The organism is Cupriavidus alkaliphilus, from assembly GCF_014191175.1.
Taxonomy (GTDB): Bacteria; Pseudomonadota; Gammaproteobacteria; order Burkholderiales; family Burkholderiaceae; genus Cupriavidus; species Cupriavidus alkaliphilus.
This window is the reverse complement of record NZ_JACHWE010000008.1, coordinates 127,979-147,308: the sequence shown is the minus strand read 5'-3', so window position 1 is coordinate 147,308 and position 19,330 is coordinate 127,979. Positions and strand designations below refer to the sequence as shown.

Below are 19,330 nucleotides of genomic sequence, written 5' to 3'. Positions count from 1 at the left end.
GCGTGCGCCGTGCGCGCGGCCAGCGCGCTCAAGGTCGCGGGCGAACGCTTTCACCTGCTCAGGATGACGCCGACGATTTCGTTTGGCGCGCGTGGCCGAGGCGGCCAGCCTGCGGCAGCTGATCGAAGGACGACCGCAGCTGGCGGGCTACCCGCTCGGCACGCCGTTCAGCCAGGGCCGCAACTTGCGCGATTCGTGGTGGGCGCCGCTGATGATCAACAACGATCGCATCCTGACCAGCACGGCCCGGACCAGCACGGCCAATCTGTTGCTGGCAGATCGTTTCCGAGGGAGATCGCATGGACCTCCATACCCTGACCGACGGCACCGCCCAGGGTGGCGCCGCGGCCGAGCCCGGCACCGCCACGCGGCACGGCAAGCCGGCGCCGCACCCATCCGGCCCCACCTTCCTCGAGCAACTGGTGGCCGAGGGCCTGATGATCCCGACCGGCGTGCCGGGCCTGTATGGTCGCAACACCACCTTCGAATCGATCTGCGAAGGCATGAACAACGTCATGACGCACCTGGGGCAAGGCCTTGGCGCGGAAACGCTGCACTTCCCGCCGGCCATGGGCCAGGCGGACTTCGAAACCAGCGGCTACATGAAGAGCTTTCCGCAGCTGGCGGGCACCGTCCACAGCTTCTGCGGCGACGACAAGGGCCACCGCCGCCTGCTGGCGCGGCTGGAAGACAAGGACGACTGGACCGACCAGCAGCAGCCGACCGGCGTGGTGCTGACCCCGGCGGCGTGCTATCCGGTCTACCCGGTGATTGCGCGGCGCGGCCCCCTGCCCGAGGACGGCAAGGTGGTCGATGTGATGTCGTACTGCTTCCGCCATGAGTCCTCGCTCGAGCCGACCCGCATGCAGCTGTTCCGTCAGCGCGAGTATGTCTGCCTGGGAACCCCGCAGCGCATTGCCGCGTTCCGCGAGCAGTGGCTCGAGCGCGTGCCCGAGCTGGCCACGGCGCTGCAGCTGCCGGTGGAGATCGACGTCGCCAACGATCCGTTCTTCGGACGCGGCGGCAAGCTCGTCGCCGAAAGCCAGCGCGAGCTCAGGCTCAAGTTCGAGCTGCTGATCCCCATCAACGACGGCGCGCCGCCCTCCGCGTGCATGAGCTTCAACTACCACATCGATCACTTCGGCCACATGTGGGACCTGCGCAGCGCGGACGGCGCCATTGCGCACACGGGCTGTGTCGGCATCGGCGTCGAGCGCATGGCGCTGGCGCTGCTGCGCCACCACGGGCTGGATCCGGCACGCTGGCCCCAAACCGTCCGCGACACGCTGTGGGGGGGGTAAATGTACGGCGACGGCAGGGCCAGGGTTCGCGCAGGCCGCTCCACCTGGCATGGCGGCAATCCGGTCTGGTCCCACGCGAACCAGCAGATCGACCTGTGGGTCGAGCTGCTGCAGGGATGGGATCTGGAACCCATTGCCGCGCTGCCGTTCACCGTGGCGCAGGACTTCGAGGGCGACCAGTTCACGCTCTCGGCTTTCCCCGCCAATGACCTCGAACGCCTGTATGGCATCGTCACGCACGAGCTGTCGATGTATGACCGGCTCGAGGCGCATGTGGCCACCCAGACCGCGCGCGGCAACGTGGTGCTGCTGGAAGTCGACAGCTACCAGTTGCCGCAGCCTTCAGGCACCTACCGCCGCCAGCATATGCGCTCGTGCATCGGCATCGACGTGCTGGTGCCCGAGGCGGCCGCCGTCGGCTATTTCCATGGCGACGGCTACCACACCGCCAGCGGCGAGGACTATGCCGCCATCTTCCGCCCGGCGACCGTCGGCTACGGCGAGGTGGCGGCGTTTCCGCATGCGTCGGTGGCACGGCGGCGTTTTGCCGCGCTGACCGATGCCGCGCTGATGCGGACTTCGCTGGAGCTGCTGCGCCACCACCTGTCTCGCCGTCCGCAGCACAACCCCATCAGCGTGTTCCGCATGGCGTTTCCCGGACATCTCGAACACCTGATGGCGCGCGGCGAGCCCAACTTCCAGGTCTATGCGGCCAGCGTGCTGCGCCAGCTGGGCGTCAATTTCGAACTGCTCGGCCGCTACCTGCGCTGGCTGGTGCTGCACGGGCACTCGATGCCCGACTGCATCGGCGAGGCTTGCTACACCATGGCCTCCGAAGCCATGGTGATGCAGTTCCGGCTGATGCGCGCGGTGATCAGCCGCAAGTCCGATCCCTGCCAGGACTGCCTGGACCAGCTCGAGCAGGCCTACCAGGGCACGGTGCCGGCGCTGGCCTCGCACTTCGGCGCGAGCGTGGCATGAGCGCATGCGACCCGGCGGCACTGGCGCCAGGCCAGTCCGCGGGAATGCCTGGCACCGCCACCGCCGCCGGCCGGCACGCTGCTCGACCGCTTCTCCGACTTCACCTGCGCATACCGTTCGGGCCGCCCGCCCACGACGCGGTGCTGGCCACGTTGCATGCCGATGACGACAGCGCCGGCACGCGCGGCTTTGCGCGCTGGGTGCCTATGCAGGACCACGCCTTCCTGCCGGAGCAGGACGGGTTACACCTGGGTCCCGGTGAAACGCGGCGCATCCGCCTGATGCATGAGAGCGGCGCGGCCGCGCCGGCCGGCGCCATCCCTTCGGGCGAGATCTACGCCATCAACGCCGAGCGGCCCGCCCGCTACGACGCGCCGCCCGGATAGGGCGTACAGGCCCCGCCAGCCGCCACCGCCGGCCGGTTCCTCCGTTGTCATGACTAGCCTGGCAGCGTGTCGGCAACGGCGCGACGCCGGCATGCCGGCGCCCCGGTACTTGCATTCGCCGCCAGCCGCGGGCGCCGCGCCGGCCTGCTACCAACCAACCAAAGGATGAACGAGTACCAACCGTCTGCCTACTGTCGCTTCAGTGCGCCATAGCACTTAATACAGTCAAACGACGAGGCAGGCACACAGCGCACCGCAGGGCTTGCGCGTCGGGACGGAAAGCGGATCGCGGCCGTCATCAGTCAGTCATACGCGGTGTCAACAAGTCGGTAAGCATCAGTCACGGGTGGAGCGGTACAGCCGGGCTTTGCACCACGCAGCCAGTGCGCGAGCGGCGGCCCAGTGCCGGTCCCGGGTCAACGGGGAGAATCAGCATGATCACGCAACGGTCGGACCTGCATGTCAATCATCTGCTCAATGCCCTGCCGCGGCAGGAATGGGAAACGCTGTCGCGCCACTTTGAACTGGTCCGGCTGCGTGCCGGCGAACTGCTGACTGACACCAGCCAGCGCATCGTGCATGTGTATTTCCCGACCACCTCGGTGGTGTCGCTGCTGTCGCTGCTCGAGGACGGCGCCACGGTCGAGTTTGCCGCGGTCGGCAATGAAGGCCTGGTCGGCATTCCGGTGGTGACGGGCGGCGATACCATGCCCAGCCGCGTCGAAGTGCGCAGCCCTGGCTTCGCCTACCGCATTCCCGCGCGCGCGCTGCGCGCCGAGCTGTCCTATCTGCCGACCCTGCAGCGCGTCACGCTGCTGTATGTGCAGGCGGTGCTGACGCAGATCGCGCAGACCGCGGCATGCAACCGCCACCATTCGCTGAACAAGCAGCTGTGCCGCTGGCTGCTGCTGGCGCGCGACCGCATGAACTCCAACGAGCTGGTCATCACCCAGCAGGTCATCGCCAACATGCTGGGCGTGCGCCGCGAAGGCGTTACCGAAGCCGCCGGCAAGCTGGAAAACCTGGGGCTGATCCACCACAGCCGCGGCCATATCACCATCCTCGATCATTGCGGGCTCGAGAAGCATTCCTGCGAATGCTACAAGTTGGTCAAACGCGAGTACGACCGCCTGCTGCCCGCGCTGGCCCACGCCTGAAGCGCCACGGGCGCGCGGCACGGCGGTGGCCGTGCGCCCGCGTTGCCGGCGGCGCCTGCCGTTGGCGTCAGGCGCAAGCCGGCTGTGCGGGATCGGCGGCGCCGAACGACGACAGCAGGCCGGCGATGACCGTTTCATAAGCGGACTCCATCGTGTCAAGGCACTCGCTGCAGCGGTCCGGACGGCCGCGCGCCATGGCCCGGGCCAGGCGGAACTGCAGCACCTTGCTTTCCCCGGCGATAGTGTTGGCCGCCCGCGCGATGCGCGCGGGCACATCGTAACCATGCTCGCCGAACCAAGCGAGGCAGTGATGCAGCATCTCGAAATTCGCCCCCAGCTGGCGCGGCAGGTTGAAGCCGTAGTGGAGAAAATACGCTTCGCCGCGCGCCAGGATCACCGCGACATGCCGGTCGAAGTCGGCGCGCCAGCGCGTGACCGGGTTCAGCGCGGGGCGGCGGCCCAGGTGGCGGCGCATCAGCGCCGCGGCGGCATCGGCCGCGTGCGCGTCCCGCAGCGGCGTGCGCACGCGCTTGGCGCATTCGGCGTACGGAAACAGGATGTTGCCGTCGCGCAGCTCGGGCGTCAGGCGCAGCAGGCCGCGGTAGTCGTCGCCGGCCGCGGTGTGGTAGCCGAGGCTGTGGTAGTAGGACAGCCGCTGCGCCGCGGGGTCGATCCGGTCGATGGCGACGGTGGTCTTCACGTGCGCCTGGCGGTAGGTGGTGGCGCGCGTGTCGGGCAGGTAGTAGCTGTCCATCTCGACCAGCACGGCATGGCCGCGCCCGACCTGTTCGACCAGGTGGGCCTGCAGCGTGTCATAGACCGCCATCTCCTGCACCACGGTGCCGTACAGCAGCTCGATATCCGCCGGCGGGTATTTGAAGTAGGTGAAATGGTCGCCCTCGTAGTCCTGCGCCACGGTGAACGCCAGCGCCGCGCGCGGGTCGAGCCCCCAGCCATACAGCAGCTCGATCCACAGGTCCATGTAGCAATTGCTCTCCTGCCAGACCGAGGTTTCATCGTGCAGCCAGCGCTGCACCGGCCTGGCCACGTGGCACCGCTGCTGGCGCGTGTAGTGGTAGCCGCGGTCGGTGGCCGTGGTTGCCGTGGTTGGTGCCCTTGTCGCAATCGTTGCCGTCGTTGCCACCGCCTGCTCCATGTCGTTCCTCCGCAGTGCGCGCATGCCGCCGGGCCGCGATCGCAGGCGCAGCGCCTGCACGGCCCACTGTATTGCAACGCCGGCGGCCGTGGCTATCGGTGCGTTCTCCAACAGAGTGCGCGCGATCGCAGGCCGCCGCGGCATGCATGCGCGCGGCCTGCCGCGGCGGCGCAAGTAGCGTGTGCGGAATCGAACAGATTGCGCCAGCACGCCTGCCTAGACTGGCTGGCATCCCCGTCATGGCGGTCAGGGACCGCTGCCGGGCGTACCCGTTTCTGCGAGACCGTCGCGGTGGTTGCGCAGGGCCGGGCCGGACGCCCGGGACGCACGGGACGCTTGGAACAGCCGACACGCCAGGAGGCATGATGCGAATTCGGACCCGGGAAGAGAACCAGACGCCGCCGCCGGTCAACGGCGAAATCCATGCAGCGCTGCAAGGGCTGGGCGACAGGGCGGCGCACTGCGCCGCGTTGCCGGTGGTGCAGCCCGTGATCCTCGCCGGCGGCGCCGGTACGCGCCTGTGGCCGCTGTCGCGCGAGCAGTTCCCCAAGCAGCTGCTGAACCTGATTGCCGAAGACACGCTGCTGGAAGCCACGGCCAACCGCCTCGCCGGCGTGGCCGCGCTGGCGGGCCGCCCCGACGGCATGGAAGCGGCGCAGATCGTGGTCTGCGGTGAAGAGCACCGCTTCATGATCACCGACATGATGAAGCGCGCCGGCAAGCCGGCGCGCGTGCTGTCCGAGCCGTGCGGGCGCAATACCGCACCGGCGCTGACGGTGGCCGCGCTGCATGCGCTGGCGGCCGCGGGCGAGGGTGGCGATGCGGTGCTGGTGGTAACGCCGGCCGACCACAGCGTGGCCGACATCGCGTCGTTCCGCGAGGCCATCGCCACGGCGATCCAGCATGCGGACCACGGTGCCATCGTCACGCTGGGCGTGAAGCCGGTGGCGCCCGAGACCGGCTTCGGCTACATCCGCGCGGCCGGCGGCGCCGAGCATGGCGCCTTCATGCTGGACCGCTTCGTCGAGAAGCCGCACCTGGAGCTGGCCAAGCACTATGTCGAGTCGGGCGAATTCTGGTGGAACAGCGGCATCTTCGTGGTGCGGGCCTCGGTGTGGCTGCGCGCGGTGGCCGAGCTGCAGCCGGAGATGGCGCGTCAATGCCGCGCCGCCTATGCGGCAAGCGAACACGCCGCCTGCGCCGGCGAGGTCCTGTGCCTGGGCAAGGAAGCTTTCCACGCGTGCCCGTCCGACTCGATCGACTACGCCGTGATGGAGAAGCTCGAGACCCTGCCGGATATCGCCGGCATGCTGGTGCCGCTGGACGCGGGCTGGTCCGACGTGGGCTCGTGGGCGGCGATCTGGGATATCGCGCCCAAGGACGCCAGCGGCAATGCCGGCCGCGGACGCGTGCTGTTCGACGGCGCCAGCTCGTGCCTGGCGCATTCCGAGGGCCGCCTGATCGCGTGCGTCGGGGTGCAGGACGTGGTGGTGGTCGAAACCGCCGACGCGGTGCTGGTGGTGGACAAGGCCCACGTGCAAGACGTGAAGAACATCGTCCAGCGCATCCGCTCCGAGCATGGCAATGAAGTGGTGAACCATCGCAAGGTGCGCCGGCCCTGGGGCTGCTATGACTCGATCGACCGCGGCGACCGCTTCCAGGTCAAGCGCATCGTGGTCGAGCCCGGCGCCAGCCTGTCGCTGCAGATGCATTACCACCGCGCCGAGCACTGGGTGGTGGTGCGCGGCACCGCGCGCGTGACCTGCGGCGACAACGTCAGCATTCTTTCGGAAAACCAGTCGACCTATATCCCCATCGGCACCCTGCACCGGCTCGAGAACCCGGGCAAGACGCCGCTGGAGATCATCGAGGTGCAGTCGGGCGCCTACCTGGGCGAGGACGACATCGTGAGGTTCGAAGACAACTACGGGCGCAAGTAAGGGGTCGGCGGCCAGTGCATGGGCCCGGGGCCGACAGGCGCGCGGGCAGGCACCGGTTGCTGCGTGATTGGCGTGAGGCAGCGTGTGGCGGGAGAGATGTCGTGAGCAGAATGTCATTTGCCGGAGCCGTACCGGTACCCGACCAGGCGTCGCCGCGCAGCGGCGCGAACGCACGCGTGCTGCTGGACCACGCAGGCTGGATCCTTGCCGCCGGGCTGACCGGCGCGGCCCTTGCCTGGCTGGCGTGGCTGTCCACCCCTGACCTGTATCGCGCCAAGTCGCTGGTGCAGCTGCAGACCCGCGATGCCGCCGGCCGCATGGCCACGCCGCAGCTCGACCTGGGCATGCTGAAGAGCCGCGCCGTGGTCGGGCCGGTGGTCGAGCGCCTGCACCTGGACATCGAGATCCAGCCGCTGCGCGCGCCGCTGCTGGGCAGCCTGGTCAACCACTTCGCCGAGCCCGGCAAGCTGCGCGGGCCATGGCCGGCGGAACTGGGCTATGCGTGGGGCGGCGAGCGCGTGGCGGTGGAGCGCCTGAACGTGCCGGCACGCCTGCTCAACGTGCCGCTGACACTGGAGATCCTGCCCGACAACGGCTTCCGGCTGAGCGGGCCGGATGCGCAGCTCGAGGGCCGCGCCGGCCAGGTGGCCGAGGCCGGTGGCATCTCGATGCTGGTGGGGCGCATCGAGGCGCGCCCGGGCACGCGCTTCCTGGTCACGCGGCGCGACCTGACGCTGACCGTCGACGCCGTCACGCGCGAACTGCGCGTCGACAGCGAATCCAGCGACGCCACCACGCTGCGCATCAGCTGGCAGAACCGCGATCCCGCGACCGCGGCGGCGCTGGTCAACGGCATTGCCGATTCCTATATCAAGGGCCAGGCCGAGCAGCGCCAGGACGACACCGCCGCGACGCTGGCCTTCCTGTCGGGCGAACTGCCGCGCGTGAAGGCCGAGCTCGAGCGCGCCGAGAGCGCGCTGACGCGCTACCGCTCGCGCTCGGGCTCGCTCGCGCCGAGCCAGGACGTGCAGTCCTACCTGAACGGCAGCATGGAATACCAGCGCCAGATCGCGCTGCTGCGCCTGGAGCGCACCAAGCTGCTGCAGCGCTTCACCACCGAAGCCAACGAGGTCCGCACCGTCGACAGCCAGATCCTGCAGCTCACGCGCGAGCGCCAGGAGATGGACGCGCGCATGCAGAACCTGTCGGCGTCCGAGCGTGAATCCGTGGCGCTGACGCGCGACGTCAAGGTGGCCGAAGACATGTACATGACGCTGCGCAACAAGGTCGAGCAGCTGTCGCTGGCGCAGCTCGACCGCACCGGGCAGGTGCGCATCGTCGACAACGCGCTCACGCCCACCGTGCCGGTCGGCCTGGGGCCATGGACACCGGCCGCGGGCGGCGGCGTGCTGGGCATGCTGCTGGCGGCCGGGGCGCTGACGCTGCGCCAGCGCGTGCGGCCCACCGTGGCCACCGCCAATGACGCCGAGGACAAGCTCGGCATCACCATGCTGGGCGACGTTGCCTTCAGCCGCGAACAGGCCGCGCTCGAGCGCATGGTGTCGGCCAAGGCCCTGCTGGGCGTGGCCGCGGGCTACGCCGCGCCGCCGTCGGCGCGGCTGGAGCGGCCGCGGCCGTCGAGCGCGGTGATCGATGTGTCCGCGCTGGAAGATGATGACAGCGCCGAGCGGATGCTGCGGCTGGGCCTGCACGACCAGTTCCTGCTGGCGCGCAACGCGCCGCACTCGCTGGCGGTGGAAGGGCTGCGCAATATCCGCGCCGCGGTGCATTTCGCGCTGCGCAGCGCGCCCGACCATGTCATCGCCGTCACCAGCCCGGCCCCGGGCGCGGGCAAGACCTTTGCATCGGTCAACCTGGCCGTGCTGTTCGCCGAAGCCGGCCAGCGCGTGCTGCTGATCGACGCCGACCTGCGCCGCGGCCGCGTGGCGAGCTGGTTCGACCAGCCCGCCGAATCCGGCCTGGCCGAACTGCTGACCGGGCACGTGCCGCTGTCCGCCGCGGTGCGGCCCACGGTGGTCAACGGCCTGTCGATCCTGCCGGCGGGCTTGCCGCCGCCGAATCCTTCCGAACTGCTGATGCGCCCGGGCATGGCCGAAGCGCTGCGCCAGTGCGCGGCCCGCTTCGACCTGGTGCTGATCGACACGCCGCCGGTGCTGGCGGTGGCCGATGCCAGCCTGGTCGCGAACCTTGCCGGGTCGACCCTGGTGGTGCTGCGTGCCGACGCGACGCTGCCCGGCCAGGTCGATGAAACGCTCAAGCGCCTGCAGCGGGCCGATGCGCGCCTGCTGGGCGGCATCCTCAACTGTGTGATCGCCAAGCGCAGCAACCGGGCCGAGTTCAACAGCGTCAATCCCTACCTTGGCATGCCGGCGACGGCGCCGATCTCGCGCCGGATCGGGCAGGCGCTGCACCGCGAAGAGAAAAAAGAATAAGGGGCGCGGAAACGGGTAGCGCAGCCGGAGCGTACCCGTTTCTGCGTGCAAAAGCGGGTCTGGCTCCACCGGCTCGGCGGCTGACCATCCGCTCGCCAGGAGGCGACATGAGGCGGCTTATGTTTGAAGGCTGTGCCGGCTGGCTGCACGAGGCACAAGGAAAGACCGGGGTGGTTTTGTGCGCTGCGCTGGGCCACGAGGCCATGTGGTCGCACCGGGCATGGCGGCATCTTGCCGACGATCTCGCAGCGGCCGGCATGCCGGTGCTGCGCTTTGATTATCCCTGCACCGGCGATTCCGCCGGCGCTTGCGAGGCCGCGCATTTCCTCGGCCGCGCCGCCTCGAGCATCGTGGCCGCGGCCGCGCAGCTGCGCGCGCTGGCCGGCGTGGAGCGCATCGTGCTGTGCGGGCTGCGCGCCGGTGCCAGCCTCGCGGTGCAGGCCGCCGAGGCAATGCGCTCGCACCCGGCATGGCAAGGCGGCGTTGCCGCGCTGGTGCTGCTTGCGCCCGTGGTCAATGGCCGCGCCTACCTGCGCGAGCTGCGCGCGCTGCATCTGAACTGGCTCGACAGCGTCGGACCGACCGAAACCCCGCCACCGCCGCCGGCCGGCGCGATCGACGTGCTGGCCTTCCGCTTCAGCGCCGACACCGTGCGCGACCTCGAGGCGCTGCGGCTCGACCGCGGCAGCAACTGCCCCGCGCCGCGCGTGCTGGTGCTCGACCCGTGGCCGGGCTCGGCCTCCGCGGCGGGTGCGCTGGCGCAGTACTACACCGACGGCGGCGCGAAGGTCGATGCGGCCGCGTTTGCCGACTACGCCGACATGATGCAATCGGCGGAGTTTGCGGGAGTGCCGGCGCAGGCCTGGCGCCAACTGGTGCAGTGGCTGGCGCCGATAGCGGCCGCATCGGCCGCCTCGGCCGCACTGCCGGCGGCGCGTCGGCGCCCGCCAGGCCCGGCGTCGCTGCGCGTGGCCGTCGATGGCGTGGTCGAAGAATCGGTCTGGCTCGACGCGCGGCGCCAGTTCGGCATCCTGTGCATGCCGTTTGACGCGGCGCCCGCGCAGGTCGCGGTGATCTTCCCGAATACCGGCGGCAACCACCATGTCGGCGATGGCCGCATGTTCGTCACGCTGGCGCGCCGGCTGGCAAGGCTGGGCGTGGTGTCGCTGCGGCTGGACGTGTCCGCGCTCGGCGACAGCCCGCGCGCGCCACGCAGCATGAGCATTCCCGAGATCTACTCCCCCGGGCCGCGCGCGGACGTAAGCGCCGCGGTCGACTGGATGCGCACGCGCGGCTTCCGCGGCATCGTGCTGGCCGGGGTGTGCTCCGGCGCCTACCTGAGCCTGCACGCCGCCCTGGCCAACCCCGGCGTAAACGGCCTGGTGCTGGCCAACCTGGTGAAATTCCGCTGGGACCGCGCCGACGACCGGAGCTCGGGCAAGGGCGCGCGCTCGTGGCAGGGCTGGCTGACGGCCGCGCGCCGCGGCGGCAACTGGCAACGGATGCTGCACGGGCAGGTGCGGATCGGCCCGCTCGCCGCGGCCATGGCACGCCATGCATACCGGCACGCCACCGAGCGCGTGGCGTTCCGTCTGACGCGGCTGCGCGGTGACGAAGACCTGGCGTCAGCCACGGCGTACGCGCGGGCCGCGATGCGGAGCCTGAACGAGCGTGGAGTGCAGACCGACATGCTGTATGGGTCCGCGGACATGGGGCTCGATGAGGCTCAGCTGCGCTTTGGCAGAGATCTGGAAGCGCTCGCGGCGTTCACGCATATCACTGTGCATCGGCATGGGTGTATGGACCATGCGTTGTTTCTGGCGGGGGGGAGGCAGGTTTTTTGCGACCAGGTGGTCAAGCACGTGGTGGCGAGATTGGCGGCGATGGAGGCGGTGGGGGATGGGTTGCCGCGGGCTGCCAAGGTGTGTTGAGGGGTTGGGGTTGGGGGATGGGGGGGGCGGTGTTGGTGACATGCTGTCGGCTGTTGAACCGCCTGGTTCCGCCCTCCTGGGCGGGTCACTTTTTGGCCGAGCGCCAAAAAGTAACCAAAAAGCGCGTTTACTGCCCTGCGGGCGGCATGTCTTATCGTAGTGTGCGCTGGGTTTTCGTACGGGGCTTTGCTTCCTCACATAGCTAGACTGCCTGCCGCGGTGGTGCGCCACGGTGGCAGGGGCGTTGGAGGGGTGATTGAACGAGCCCAGAGCGCTTGGTGGCCGCCTGCTGCGGGCCTTGTCGTAGGAACGCCTACGGCTGCTGCGCCGTCAGTATCGCAGGGCGTCGGCCCTGGCACGGAACGCGTCGCTGCGCTCGCTTGGCGCTGTCTGGCGGTGGTCTGGGCTGGCAAGCGAAATCGTACAACCCTTTGGCTGCGCTGCGCGCAAACGCCAATGACCGTCACCGCAATTTGGCCCGCGGCAGCCGCAGGCGTCCCGCGATACGGCCGCCCGCAGCCACCGGGCCGGGTCACCGACCTGCAGCGCAAAGCGAGCGCAGCGACGCGGTCGGAGCCAGGGCCCCTGACCTACGATACTGCCGGCGCGCAGCGCAGCCGTAGGCGTTCCTACGACAAGGCCCGCAGCAGGGGCCACTCCGCGCTCTGGGCTCGTTCAACCCACACTTCAACGCCCCTGCCACGGTGGTGCACCACCGCGGCAGGCAGTCCCGCTATGTGAGGAAGCCCAGCCCCGTACGAAAACCCCCAGGCCCACTACGATAAGACATGCCGCCCGCAGGGCAGTAAACGCGCTTTTTGGTTACTTTTTGGCGCTCGGCCAAAAAGTGACCCGCCCAGGAGGGCGGAACCAGGCGGTTCAAAAGCCAACAGCATGTCACCAACACCGCCCACCCCAAACCGAGAAGCGACGCTCAACCGCATGGCAACAACTGACCCGCCCAGGAGGGCGGAACCACACGGTTCAAAAGCCGACAGCATGTCACCAACAGCGACCACCCCAAACCGAGAAGCAACGCCTCCCCCCGCCACCCAAAGCCTTAAGCCCTCTTAGAACTAGCCCCCCCATACTGATTCATATACCGATACTTCCCAAAGTGATAATGCGCCCGATACCACCGCCCCTCCACCTTCAGGCCATTGAATATCACTCCCTTGATATCACTCCCCGCCTGCACGATCGCGCGTCGCGTGGCCTTGAGTTCTGATGCGGTACTGGCGTCGGCCCGCGCCACCAGGAACACGGCCCCGGCCTTGGTCGCCAGCACGCCGGCGTCGGACGTGGCCAGCACCGGCGGGGTGTCGAGCAGCACCACGTCGTAGCGGTTCCGGAGCGTGGCCAGCAGCGTATCCATGCCGCGCGTCTGCAGCAGGTCGGCGGCCAGCGGCGGCTCCGAGCCGGTGGCGATGAAATCGAGTCCCGGTACCACGTCGCGCTGCAGCACCTGCTCCAGCGGCGTGCCGGTCAGCAGCTCGGTCAGCCCCGGCACGCGCGGCTTGCCGAAATGGTGGTTGAGCCCGCCGCGCCGCAGGTCGGCGTCGACCAGCACCACGCGGCGCCCGGCGGTGGCCAGCACCGTGGCGAAGTTGGCCGAGATGAAGGACTTGCCCACTTCGGGCGCCGGCCCGGTGATCACCACCACGTTGTTGCTGTCGCTGTTGAGCAGCGCAAACTGCAGCGAGGTGCGGAAGCTGCGCAGGCTTTCCACGGCCGGGTCGTCCGGCATGCGCCTGGCGAGCAGCTTGTCGATATCGGGCCCGCCGCGCAGGCGCGACTGCGCCGCGCTGTAGGGCACCGTCGCGTACACCGTCATGCCGGTCTCGCGTTCGATCTCGTCCGCATCGGCGACGCCGCCGTCGAACAGCCGGCGCAGCACCACCACCGCGGTGCCGGCCAGCAGGCCCAGCAGCACCGAGGCCGCGGCGATCAGCTTGCGGTTGGGCTTGACCGGGCGGATCGGCACCTCGGCCGGGTCCACCAGCCGCGCCGTGCCGATCTTGCTGGCCTTGACCAGCCTGAGCTGCTGCACGTCGTTCAGCAGCGACTGGTACATCTCGGTGCTGACCCGGACGTCGCGCATCAGCCGCAGCACGTTCTGCTCGATATCCGGCAGGCGCTGGATCTTGTTGCCGACGGAGCCGATCTCGGCGTTCACGTCGGCAATCTGCTTGTCCATGATCTCGATCGCCGGATGGTTGGGCGTGAAGCGCGCAATCAGTTCCTGGCGCCGCTGGCGCAGGTCCGCCAGCTTGGTCTGGGCAGCCACGGACTGCGACAGCACCAGCCGGGATTCTTCGTTCAGGTCGATGGTGCCGCGCTGGTTGCGCATGGTGTTGTAGCGCGACTCGGCGCTTTCCAGCTGCTGCTTGAGTTGCGGCAGCTGCGCTTCCAGGAATGCCAGCGACTTCTCGGCCTCGGCGGCCTTGCGGCGCAGGTTCTGCTCGACATACTCGTTGCCGATCTCGTTCAGGATGGCGGCGGTCCTCTCTGCCGAAGTACCCTCCAGCGCCACGCCGATCACGCCGCTCTGCTTGCCGCGCTCAGTGATCATCAGCTTGCTCTGCAGGTCGGCAATGGCCACTGCGCGCGGCACGCGCGAGACATGGAACACCGCGCCGGGGCGGCCTTCGAGCTGGCTGATCTCGAGCGTGACCTTGCCGCTGTGGGTCGCCACCGTCAGCGGCACGCCAACGCGGCCTTCGGCCACGGCAGCGTCGCTGGCGAAGGCCAGGCGGTACGTGTCGTTGCCCAGCGCGGTCACCGTGATCAGCCGGCGCTCCATCGCGGGCGGCACCTCCAGGCGCGACACCGTGATCGCTTCGCCGCCCCACGCATAGCCGCCCCGGCCGAACAGCCCCGGCTGCGACAGCTCGCGGTTGAAGCCGGCCACGGCCCCGCCGATCACCGGGAAATAATTCGGCGACGCGGATATGTCCAGCTGCAGCGCGTCGACGGCCTTGCCCACCACCATGCGCGAGCGCAGCAGCTCGATCTCGGTCGAAGGGGCGGGCCTGGCGTCGTATACCGGCGACACCGTGGCGGTGGGCTTGTTGGTATTGTTGACGTTGCCGCTGTTCTGGTCCTCCACCTGCACCAGGATGTCGGCGCGGTAAACCGGCTTGGACAGCAACGCGAACAGCAGGCCCACCGCCATCACCGCCGCGGCAACCGCGAGGAAGGTCCAGCGGTAGCGGATCAGCACGTCGACATACGAAGTCAGGTCCGACGACGGCTCATCGCCTTCCGGAGCCTGGGCCTCGTAGTCACGCAGGTTCTTGATGTTGCTCATGTTGCCTCCCCGTAGCGGGTTGCCTGTGCTTCGGATTGAATCTGTGCCGTCCATGCCTGCACGCCCTCGCGGATCAGCCCCAGCACGATCAGGAACATTGCCTGCGAGCCGCCGTAGGGATCGGGAATATCCGCCTGCGCGGCCTCGCACAGGCGGAAAGTCTTGCCGCGCGCGCGCGGGAAGCGCTGCTCCAGCCATTCGCGCTGCTCGCTGTCCATCACCAGCACCAGGTCGGCGTCGTCGACCATGTCGTCATCGAGCTCGCGCGCGCGGTGCCCGGCCAGGTCCAGCCCGTCCTTGGCCAGCAGCCGGATCACGCGCGGATCGGCACCGGCGCCGACCGGTGGCGCCAGCCCGGCGGAACCGATGCGGCAGTCGGGCAAGGCCTGGCGCAGCAGGTCGGCGGCCATCGGGCTGCGGCAGCGGTTGCCCAGGCACACCACCAGGATCGAGCGGATCATTGCGGCTTCATCGGAACTCGGGAGCGGCGCCGGCAGCATGGCTCAAGGCCGCGTAGTGAGGCTGTTGACGCCCACGATCGGGCTTATCAGCAGGCTCATGACACGGCTCCACCGCACCACCTCGCGCGCATCGACGTAGACCACGTCCTTGGGCTCCAGCTCGAAGCCCTCGGCAATCGCCAGCGCCACCGGCGAGTTGCCGTCGAGGTGGTAGACCTTGGGCGCATCGCTGGCGGTCTTGCGGATCACGTAGATCTGCTCGGCGTTGGCGGAGTTGGGATTCACGCCGCCGGCATCGCCCAGCGCCTCGTTCAGCGTCATGCGCCCGTTGCGCATCAGCAGCGAGCTCGGCCGCACCACTTCGCCGGTGACAAAGACCTTGCTGTCCTCGCGCTGCTCGACGCGCACGATGTCGCCCGAACGCAGCAGGATGCGCGACGGGTCGACGCCCTTGGCCAGCATCGCCGGGATATTCACGTACCAGCTGCGTTCGCCGCGGGTCACGCGCACACGGCTGTTGTCGCCGGTGTTGTTGAGCACGCCGCCGGCGCGGTTGAGCGCCTCGACCAGCGTCATCGGCGCGTCGTCGATGGCAAGCATGCCGGGCGTGCGGACCTCGCCGTCGACATAGACGCGCTGGCTGCGGAAGCCCAGCACGCGCACCGTCATCTGCGGGTTGCGCACCACCCGCGAGAGCACGCGCGCCATTTCGTCGCGGACCTGGTTGGCGGTCTTGCCCGAGACCTTCATCACGCCGGCATACGGGAACTGGATGTCGCCGTTAGGGCTGACCACATAGCCCGGCATGTTGGAGCCGCCGGTGGAGGCCGGCACCTCGAAGCCGGCGCCGATGCTGTAGGTCTGCGTCGGGAACACCAGTTCGGGGTGGTCCCACACCACCACCGAGATGATGTCGCCCGGGCCGATCACATAGGGCTTGGGCGTGGCAAACAGTTCTTCGACGCGGTCATTGGTGGGCTTGCTCTTCGAGCGCAGCTCACGCACCAGTTCCATGGTGATCGGCGTGATGTCCGGCTTGGCGTCGGGGCCGACGGCATCGACGTTCGCGGTCGGGCTGAAGTGCATCCCGGGCGATGCGGCGCAGCCGCCCAATAGCAGCGCTGCGCCGAGCACGGCGCACAGGCCCGGCAGCGAGCGCCGGCGCGACCCTCGGACGCGGTGGGTAAGACTGGCGGTGCGGCAAGCGGTGCGGCATTGACTGGTTTCCACGACATTCCTCCTGCACATTGGGGCGCGCCCGCGCTGGGACGGCAGGCCCCTGATGCTCCCAGCCTAGGGCGGCGGGTAGCGTGAATCGGTGCGCTCTCGCACACTGCCGCGGGCGCCTTGGGTGGCCTGCCGCGCACTGGTCCAATGCGCCGCGGGCATGCGGTCCGACGCCTGGCTCATGGCTGCGGCCGGCGCTGGCCGATGGGCCGCGCGGGGGTGCCGCCATACACCGTCCACGCATCGCGCAGCGGTTTGGTCACCACCGTGCGGGGTGCAATCACCGCGCCTTCGGGCAAGGTCACGCCCGGCGAGATGAACGCTTCGGCGCACACCCACACATGGCGCTCCAGCGTGATGGGCGACGCGATCAGCTGGAAAGTCTCGCTGTTGTAGTCGTGCGACCCCGTGCACAAGTGCGAGCCTTGTGACACGATGGCGTAGTCGCCCAGCGTGATCGGACTGATGTTGTAGAGCGTCACGCCGTCGGCGACGGCGGTGTGCTCGCCCATCACCAGGTTCCACGGCGCCCAGATCCGCGCCGCGGGGTAGACCCGCGCATCGCGGCCAAGGCGGGCGCCGAACAGCCGCAGCAACGCGGCGCGCCAGGCGTGCATCGGGCGCAGGCTGGGGCGGAACAGCCACAGCCATACCCAGTTCCATAGCTGCCGGCGCACGCGGTTGGACAGCGAAAACGACGGGCCGGAGGTGCGGTGGGTGTGCTGGATGATCATACGGAGCGTTTCCGGAACGGCGGACATTGCGGCGATGCTCGCGCGAAGCCGTGCCGTGTATCGGTGCGCCGCGCCACAGAAGCCGGGCGGGAAGCCGTCGGGCTTGCCGCGGCCGCCATCACGCTCCACACAGGTGCGCCAGCGCACGGAACGGCACCCGGTGCTGGCGCATGCTGCAGGCAGGACACCGCGTGCATAGACTTGCTTGCACCCGGTGCGACCGGAGCCATGACGCGATGATGCATCCCTTGCCGCTGCGCGAGACTTCTGCGCCGCTGCCAAGCATCCTGATCTACAGCGCCCCCTTCCATCCGTTGGTCGGCGGCATGGAGCGGTTCGCCGAGGAGCTGGCGAGCGGGCTGGCGGAGCTGGGCTATCCGGTCGAAGTGGCCACGCGCACGCCGGGCGCGCCGCACGATCCCACTACCTTCCCGTTCGCCGTGACCCGGGTCAGCGGCAAGCTGCAGCTTGCGCGCGCCATGCTGCGCCACCGGCGCGTGCTGTTCGTCGGCCTGACCTTTTACGACGTGATGCTGGCCAGCGCGCTGCGCCGGCGCATCGTGCTGACGCATCACGGCCCCTACGTGGTCCATGGCCACACGCGCGGCAGCTGGACGGGTGCGATCAAGCGCTGGCTGTCGCGCTTCTACGACGGCATCTGCGTCAGCCACTACCTGGCCGGCTGGCTGCCGGGCCAGCCGCTGGTGATCCACAACGGCTATCGCGACGAACTGTTCGCGGCGGCGCCGCCCGCCGATGCGCGGCCGCCGGGAAGCTTCATCTTCGTCGGTCGGCTGGTGTCGGAGAAAGGCGTGGACCTGCTGGTGCGCAGCTTTGCGCGCCTGCACGCGCGCCAGCCGCATGCGCGGCTGACCATCGTCGGTGACGGGCCCGAGCGCGAAGCCCTGGCGCGCCTGGCCGACGGGCTCGGCTGCGCGGCCGCGGTGCACTTTGCCGGCTGCCAGTGCGCCACCGGCGTGGCGGCGCTGCTGGGCCGGCATCGATGCCTGGTGGCGCCGTCGCTGGGCTATGAGTCGTTTGGCATCGTCGCGCTGGAAGGCCTGGCGGCGGGCTGCGAAGTGATCGTCAGCCAGCGCGGGGGCCTGCCCGAAGCGGTCGGCGACTTCGGCTGGGTGGTCGAGCCGGCGCCCGAGCCACTGCACGCGGCCATGGCCGCGGTGCTGGCCGGCGCGTCGCGCCGGGACGAAGCCGGCACGCGCCAGTTCCTGCGCGAGCATGAACGCAAGGCGGTGGCGCAGCGCTATGCCGAGGCCATCGCGCGCTTCACGCAGCACCCCAGAGAGCCGCGCGAGCCCGTACCGTTCAGCACCGAGCAGCAGGGTTCCGAAGCAGGCCGCTAGGCTTCGCGCCAGCGGTCCTCGTGCGCGGTCAGGCATTTGCGCAGGAAGCCGAACATGCCGGTGGCGCAATAGACGCTGACGCGGGGCAGGCCGAACGGGTCGTCGCTGGCGCGGGCCAGCCCGCGCGCCGTGATGGTGGCGTTGGCATAGCCCGCCTCGCGCACCATCTCCCGGTGCGCGGCGTCCTGGCTGCCATAGGGATAGCAGAAGGCCGTCACCGGCACGCCAAGCCACTGTTCCAGCTCGTCCTTGGACGCGGCGATCTGCCGGCGCGCCTCGTGCGGCGCCATGCGGCGCAGGTCGACATGGTCCAGCGTATGCGAGCCGACCTCATGCCCGCCCTGGTGCCACGCGCGCATCTGCGCCACGCTCATCAGCGCCGCGGGGCGGATGCCCAGGTCGCGGTCCCAGACATTGCTGCCCGACAGCTGGCGCGAGACAAAGTAATTGGTGGCGGTGAAGCCGAGCGCATCCAGCGCGGGCATGGCGTGCTCGAACACATTGCGAAAGCCGTCGTCGAAGGTGATGCCGAACACCTTGCCGCTGCGCTCGCCGTGCAGGTACGGCATCAGGTCGCGCACGCTCAGGCCGCGATAGCCAAGCCGGTGCATCAGGCGCATCTGGCGGCGAAAGCGCGCGGGCGGCACCCACAGCCCGCGCCCGGGAGAGCGGCGTGGCGGCGGTGCGTCGATCTGGTGGTACATCAGGATCGGAATCGGCATGGCAGGGACCAGGTGCGCGCCATGCGGATGGCGCCGGTGCAGGCCATTCTGGTGCGCTGCGGGGGCCGGCTCGGTGCGCTGGTCCACATTGGCCTGGCGGCGCCGGCACTGGCCGGCGCGGGTGTGTGGCAGCGAACAGAGGCCGCGGGCGCGCTGGCTCATGCTGCGGGCACGAGGACGTATGGCCCCGCTTGCCAATGGCGCCAGCCG

The 19,330-nt window shown here is 69.4% G+C and carries 14 protein-coding genes; 8 read left to right on the top strand and 6 right to left on the bottom strand.

The features are described from left to right. The first annotated feature begins 299 nt into the window (after positions 1 to 299). The 4 genes from FHX60_RS23165 (at position 300) to FHX60_RS23150 (ending at position 3,825) form a co-directional block, all read left to right on the top strand. Positions 300 to 1,301 carry an amino acid--[acyl-carrier-protein] ligase gene (locus tag FHX60_RS23165; protein WP_112776234.1) on the top strand — a complete coding sequence of 334 codons (1,002 nt, stop codon included), beginning with the start codon at positions 300 to 302 and terminating at the stop codon, positions 1,299 to 1,301. Beyond that, entirely contained in the window at positions 1,302 to 2,282 is a 981-nt protein-coding gene (locus FHX60_RS23160) for a DUF1839 family protein (protein WP_112776235.1), read from the top strand. Next, a complete protein-coding gene (locus tag FHX60_RS23155; RefSeq protein WP_181487050.1) occupies positions 2,279 to 2,668 on the top strand; it encodes a hypothetical protein in 390 nt (129 codons plus the stop codon). Before FHX60_RS23160 ends, FHX60_RS23155 begins: the two co-directional genes overlap by 4 nt. 434 nt (positions 2,669 to 3,102) lie before the next feature. Beyond that, positions 3,103 to 3,825 (top strand): Crp/Fnr family transcriptional regulator, encoded by a 723-nt coding sequence (locus FHX60_RS23150; RefSeq protein WP_012354880.1) that lies wholly within the window; start codon positions 3,103 to 3,105, stop codon positions 3,823 to 3,825. 67 nt (positions 3,826 to 3,892) lie between these two features. Here the strand turns inward: FHX60_RS23150 and FHX60_RS23145 are convergent, their stop codons facing one another. Next, positions 3,893 to 5,005: a DUF1839 family protein gene (locus FHX60_RS23145; protein WP_244981335.1), complete on the bottom strand. Its 1,113-nt coding sequence runs from the start codon at positions 5,003 to 5,005 to the stop codon at positions 3,893 to 3,895. A 338-nt stretch (positions 5,006 to 5,343) separates the two neighbouring features. Here FHX60_RS23145 and FHX60_RS23140 point away from each other — a divergent pair, with 338 nt between their 5' ends. The 3 genes from FHX60_RS23140 (at position 5,344) to FHX60_RS23130 (ending at position 11,305) form a co-directional block, all read left to right on the top strand. Beyond that, a complete protein-coding gene (locus FHX60_RS23140; RefSeq protein ID WP_244981334.1) occupies positions 5,344 to 6,921 on the top strand; it encodes a mannose-1-phosphate guanylyltransferase/mannose-6-phosphate isomerase in 1,578 nt (525 codons plus the stop codon). 110 nt (positions 6,922 to 7,031) lie between these two features. Continuing rightward, positions 7,032 to 9,374 carry a polysaccharide biosynthesis tyrosine autokinase gene (locus FHX60_RS23135; RefSeq protein ID WP_112776239.1) on the top strand — a complete coding sequence of 781 codons (2,343 nt, stop codon included), beginning with the start codon at positions 7,032 to 7,034 and terminating at the stop codon, positions 9,372 to 9,374. A gap of 119 nt (positions 9,375 to 9,493) precedes the next feature. Beyond that, positions 9,494 to 11,305, top strand: a complete 1,812-nt coding sequence (locus FHX60_RS23130) for an alpha/beta hydrolase family protein (protein WP_260164496.1) — start codon at positions 9,494 to 9,496, stop codon at positions 11,303 to 11,305. A 1,060-nt stretch (positions 11,306 to 12,365) separates the two neighbouring features. On the opposite strand, the gene FHX60_RS23125 is transcribed toward FHX60_RS23130, so the two are convergent. From FHX60_RS23125 to FHX60_RS23110, 4 genes are all read right to left on the bottom strand, one after another. After that, on the bottom strand, positions 12,366 to 14,615 hold the full coding sequence (locus tag FHX60_RS23125; protein ID WP_183284747.1) for a polysaccharide biosynthesis tyrosine autokinase: 2,250 nt from the start codon (positions 14,613 to 14,615) through the stop codon (positions 12,366 to 12,368). Beyond that, a complete protein-coding gene (locus FHX60_RS23120; RefSeq protein WP_243419711.1) occupies positions 14,612 to 15,076 on the bottom strand; it encodes an arsenate reductase/protein-tyrosine-phosphatase family protein in 465 nt (154 codons plus the stop codon). Before FHX60_RS23120 ends, FHX60_RS23125 begins: the two co-directional genes overlap by 4 nt. A gap of 42 nt (positions 15,077 to 15,118) precedes the next feature. Then, positions 15,119 to 16,306 carry a polysaccharide biosynthesis/export family protein gene (locus FHX60_RS23115; RefSeq protein WP_482156198.1) on the bottom strand — a complete coding sequence of 396 codons (1,188 nt, stop codon included), beginning with the start codon at positions 16,304 to 16,306 and terminating at the stop codon, positions 15,119 to 15,121. A 176-nt stretch (positions 16,307 to 16,482) separates the two neighbouring features. After that, positions 16,483 to 17,037, bottom strand: coding sequence for an LbetaH domain-containing protein (locus tag FHX60_RS23110; protein WP_092314884.1), 555 nt, complete (start codon positions 17,035 to 17,037; stop codon positions 16,483 to 16,485). 236 nt (positions 17,038 to 17,273) lie between these two features. Here FHX60_RS23110 and FHX60_RS23105 point away from each other — a divergent pair, with 236 nt between their 5' ends. Further along, complete coding sequence (locus tag FHX60_RS23105) at positions 17,274 to 18,398, top strand: glycosyltransferase family 4 protein (RefSeq protein WP_183284746.1); 1,125 nt, start codon at positions 17,274 to 17,276, stop codon at positions 18,396 to 18,398. Here FHX60_RS23105 and FHX60_RS23100 read toward each other — a convergent pair. Then, positions 18,395 to 19,120: a polysaccharide deacetylase family protein gene (locus FHX60_RS23100; RefSeq protein WP_183284814.1), complete on the bottom strand. Its 726-nt coding sequence runs from the start codon at positions 19,118 to 19,120 to the stop codon at positions 18,395 to 18,397. The two genes, FHX60_RS23105 and FHX60_RS23100, sit on opposite strands and share 4 nt — an antisense overlap. Between the last annotated feature and the right edge of the window lie 210 nt (positions 19,121 to 19,330).